The sequence below is a fragment of the Actinomyces sp. oral taxon 849 str. F0330 genome, from assembly GCF_000239715.1.
GTDB classification, from domain to species: domain Bacteria; phylum Actinomycetota; class Actinomycetes; order Actinomycetales; family Actinomycetaceae; genus Actinomyces; species Actinomyces johnsonii.
The window spans coordinates 188,654-193,071 of record NZ_JH470353.1 but is presented as its reverse complement, the minus strand read 5'-3'; the positions used below and the strand labels follow the sequence as shown (position 1 = coordinate 193,071).

Sequence of the window (4,418 nt, the reverse complement as noted above, 5' to 3'; positions counted from 1 at the left end):
CCGATCTGCACCGCTCCGAACCAGGAGGCCGCCTGGCAGGCTCTGACCGACTTCTCCGAGTCCGACATGGGGGTCAAGCACCCTTCAGACGGTGACGACCTGGGAGCGGGCCTGGGAGCGATTCACCCCTCTTCCTGGACTCACCGGCCGATGCTCAGGCGTGTCATCTCTCCCCCACTTCGCGGGAGGTACCCCCTCCACCAACAGCATCGAGACTGCGAGCTACCAGCTGCGCAAAGATCACCAATGAACCGCGGCCACTTCCCCTCCGATGAGGCGGTGATCAAGCTGCTGTGGCTGGCGATCTGCGACACCTGTGGACAAGCGAGCCCGAGAACGCGACAAGGAGAAAGGACTGCCAGCATCCAAGCGCAGGGCCAAGGGCAAGCTCGTCGAAGGACAGATCACCACCGACTGGAACAAGGCCCTGGCCCAGCTCACCACCGCCTACCCCGACCGAATCAACCCCTACCTGTAAAACGCTTACACAGAAAACTGGACAGGTCCCTTCCTTTGACCGCGATCTGTACCGCCATCGCTCCTGAGGCAGTCTTGACCTTACGCAGAAACGGGCTCACCACCCCCACCCTACCGGCCGCTTAGTGTGCCAGCACACCCCCAACATGACGGAATACCAACGAAAAATCAGCCCCAAAACCCCAAACCCACCAAACTGTCACGAGTCAGGTCGAAGCCCTCGCCACGGCCCTGGAGCAGCACTGGAAGATCCATGGACGTCCCGACCCTGCTGCCGGCGAGCACCTCCTTCTGTCCTTCCACTCCATCCCCCAAGCCATGTACGACGCCGGAGATCCCTACCGCACCGAGTGCGAGCGCACCGTTGAGCTCCTGACGCGCCGACTCGATTTGCCCGACGGGCTCGCCCGGCTCACCTTCCAGTCCGTCTTCGGGCCCGCCGCGTGGATCGGGCCGGCCACCATCGACACGGTCGGCGAGCTGGGGAGTACAGGCTGCCCGCGTCTCGACGTCATCTGCCCCGGCTTCTTCTCCGACTGTCTGGAGACCCTCGAGGAGATCAACCAGTTCAACCGCGAGACCTTCACCACTGCCGGAGGCGGAAGCTTCCACTACATCCCCTGGGGCAACGACTCCGAGGGCGCCATCGCCACCCTGGCTGAGCAGGCCCGAAACGTGCTGGCCGGCTGGATCTGAGCCCGGCCTCCCTCACTGCGGCATCGGCCCGGAAGGTCGGTCTCAGCACGAGAGACCACAGGCCCTCGCCGGGGAAACTGATGCCCGGGACGGTATGGTGACGTAAACAACCCCGATTCTGTGAGGAAGTCGCCGTGCATCTTGAGTGGTGGTCCGTCCTGCCCTTCGCGGGCATGCTCGCCTGTATCGCCGTCCTGCCGCTGATTCCGGCCACGGCCCACTGGTGGGAGAAGCACTCCAGCCAGCTGCTCGTCGCCGTGAGCCTGGGTGTGCCGGTGGCCGCCTGGATGTGGGTCCTCGGCGGTTGGGAGGTCGTCTTCGCCTCCGTGGTCGAGTACTTCCAGTTCATCACCCTGCTGCTGGCCCTGTTCGTGGTCTCCGGCGGCATCTTCCTCAAGGGCGACATCCGCGCCACGCCCCGCAACAACACGATCTTCCTGGCCATCGGCGGTGTCATCGCCTCCTTCGTCGGTACCACCGGCGCCGCCATGCTGCTCATCCGGCCCCTGCTGGCGACCAATAAGGAGCGCCACTACCGCGTGCACACGGTGTTGTACACGATCTTCATCGTGGCCAACTGCGGCGGGCTGCTCACGCCTCTGGGGGACCCTCCCCTATTCCTGGGCTTCCTGCGCGGAGTGCCCTTCACCTGGACCTTCAACCTCCTGCGCGAGTACCTCTTCGTCAACGCCATGCTGCTGGTGAGCTACTACGCCCTGGACTCCTACTACTACTCCCAGGAGCCGGCCAAGGCCGTCCATGACGACGACACCGAGATCGAGCCCCTCGGCCTCAAGGGTTCACTCAACTTCGTCTTCTTCGCCGCCATCATCGCCGCCGTCGCCTTCGCGCCCTCCGTCGACGTCCACGCCATTGAGACCGGCCACGCCGCCCCGGGAGACTGGATCCCCGTGCGCGAGATCATCATGCTCGCTGCCGCGGCATGCTCCTACTTCCTGGGCAGCCGCGAGGTCCGCTTCAAGGACAACCAATTCACCTGGGACCCCATCGCCGAGGTTGCCATCTTGTTCATCGGCATCTTCCTCACCATGATTCCGGCCTTGCATTACCTTGACGAGGTGGCCGGCTCGCTGCCGCTCAACGAGGTCACCTTCTTCGTCTTCACCGGCGGGCTCTCCTCTGTCCTGGACAACGCCCCCACCTACGCCACTTTCTTCGAGATGGCCGGGCAGGTCGCACACCCCGGTGGGGACAACGTGGCCGGGGTCCCCGAGCTCTACCTGGTGTCCGTCTCCCTGGGAGCGGTCCTGTGCGGCGCCATCACCTACATCGGCAATGGCCCGAACTTCATGGTCAAGTCCGTGGCCGAGTCCGACGGCGTCGAGATGCCCAGCTTCGGCGGCTACGTGGGCCGCGCCATGAAGCACCTGGTGCCGGTCATCGCCGCCATGGTCCTGCTCTTCATCGCCCCGGGCATCTTGTGGAAGGTCCTGGGAGGGGCGCTCACCGCGGCGATCCTGGGGCTCGATGCCCGCCTGCTATCTAAGTCCCGACGCCTTGCCCTGGCCGACCAGCCCGAAGGCGGCGGCGACTGACCCGGCTGCCTGCCTACTGTCTTATGGCCTGCGCGAGACGGGTTTCCTCGCGCCTTGCGCATGCGTAGCCTGAGCGCGTGCAGCTGGGACATGTGATCTACAAGGTCAACGACCTCTCTCAGGCCGTGGCCGATTTCGAGGCCAGGGGCTTCGCCGTCGAGTACGGTACCGTCAAGAGGCCGTACAACGCGCTCATCTACTTCTCCCACGGCCCCTATCTGGAACTTCTGGCGCGCACTGGAATGCCGCCGCTCCTGGGGCGCCTGCTCTCGCTGGGACCGCGCGGGGGCGCCGCCCGCCGCTTCCTGTCTTGGGATCGCGGCCCCGAGGGCTTGTGCGGCCTGTGCCTGGAGGGCGACAACTCCGAGCTGGAGGAGGGGATGGCTCTGCTGAACGGCAAGGGCCTGCGCATCAAGACCAAGCGTGTGGACCCCCGTGGGCGGGAGTTGCGCTATGAGGTCTTCTTCCCCCACGACGTCGACCTGCCGTTCCTCATGAGCCACTTCAGCACCGAGCCCAGGCCTCAGGAGTTCACCCACCCCAACGGGATCAGCTCCATCGCCCGCGTCGCCTATCCGCTGCCCGTGCACAAGCGGGACACCGTCCTCAGGCTGGGCGACGACCAGCAGCTCGAGCTCGTGGAGCCCGGTCAGACCATCAAGGTGACCTTCGACGACGACAGCGTCCTATGAAAACCCCTGTGAGTGGACTGCGGTCAGAGTCTTGAAGGGCCTCAGCGTGTGCCCGGGGCGGTGACGAAATCGATGAGCTCCTCCATGCGGCCCAGCAGGCTCGGCTCGAGGTCCTTGTAGGAGCGAACCGTGGCCAGGATGCGCTGCCAGCCCCGGGCGACGTCGGCCTGCGTGGCGTGCGGCCAGCCCAGGGCCTCCAGCGTCCCGTGCTTGATATCGATGCCCCGCGGAACCTCCGGCCAGTGCTCCAGGCCCACCCGGGCCGGCTTGACCGCCTGCCACACGTCCACGTACGGGTGCCCCAGGACCAGCACGTTCTCCCCGCCGGGCATTTCGGCTACCCGCTGGGCGATCCGCGACTCCTTGGAACCGGCCACCAGGTGGTCCACCAGGACTCCCGCTCGCCGTTCGGGTCCCGGGCCGAAGTCGGCCATGACCTCCTCGAGGTTGTCGACGCCGTCGAGCATGAGGACCACGACGCCCTCGTGGCGCAGGTCGTCGCCCCACACCTTCTCCACCAGCTCGGCGTCGTGCTTGCCCTCCACCCAGATGCGTGAGGCGCGCGCCACTTTTGCCCGCTCGCCCTCGACGGCGTAGGAGCCCGACGCCGTCAACCGTCTCCCTGCGGCGCTGACCGGGCCGGCGGGCTCGCGCTTGCGCGCCACGGGCGGATCCAGGATGACGGGGCGGCCATCGATCCAGAACCCGGGTCCCAGGGCGAAACCGCGTCGCGTGCCATGACGGTCCTCCAGGACCACGACGTGCTGGCCACCGGACTTCTCCACCGCCACCGCAGCGCCGACGAAACCGGTCTGCCGGTCCTCGACCACCAGGCCCGGCGTCACAGGCACATGCACCGACTCCGGGCGCACGGCGCTGTGGCCCGTGCGGTGCGGGTTCACCGACAGGACGTCCCCGCCGTAGCGGTCGCTCGACGAGGGCCGCCGGGCAGCAGGCACGGTCCCAGTCACAGCCGCACCGCGAGCCACAGGCGCCA

General features: G+C 66.6%; 3 protein-coding genes and 2 pseudogenes. 4 read left to right on the top strand and 1 reads right to left on the bottom strand.

Features of this window, described 5'->3' with window-relative positions; translation table 11 throughout:
- Positions 1–199 precede the first annotated feature (199 nt).
- The 4 genes and pseudogenes from HMPREF0975_RS17330 to HMPREF0975_RS09445 form a co-directional block, all read left to right on the top strand.
- Positions 200–478, top strand: a pseudogene (locus HMPREF0975_RS17330) (IS256 family transposase); the annotation flags it as partial.
- A 209-nt stretch (positions 479–687) separates the two neighbouring features.
- A pseudogene (locus HMPREF0975_RS09455) lies at positions 688–1,173 on the top strand (ferrochelatase); the annotation flags it as partial.
- A gap of 134 nt (positions 1,174–1,307) precedes the next feature.
- Positions 1,308–2,729 carry a sodium:proton antiporter gene (locus HMPREF0975_RS09450; RefSeq protein WP_009233932.1) on the top strand — a complete coding sequence of 474 codons (1,422 nt, stop codon included), beginning with the start codon at positions 1,308–1,310 and terminating at the stop codon, positions 2,727–2,729.
- A 77-nt stretch (positions 2,730–2,806) separates the two neighbouring features.
- Complete coding sequence (locus HMPREF0975_RS09445) at positions 2,807–3,421, top strand: VOC family protein (RefSeq protein WP_009233931.1); 615 nt, start codon at positions 2,807–2,809, stop codon at positions 3,419–3,421.
- A 41-nt stretch (positions 3,422–3,462) separates the two neighbouring features.
- Here HMPREF0975_RS09445 and HMPREF0975_RS09440 read toward each other — a convergent pair whose 3' ends face one another.
- Positions 3,463–4,410, bottom strand: coding sequence for a DUF3097 domain-containing protein (locus tag HMPREF0975_RS09440; RefSeq protein WP_198009170.1), 948 nt, complete (start codon positions 4,408–4,410; stop codon positions 3,463–3,465).
- Between the last annotated feature and the right edge of the window lie 8 nt (positions 4,411–4,418).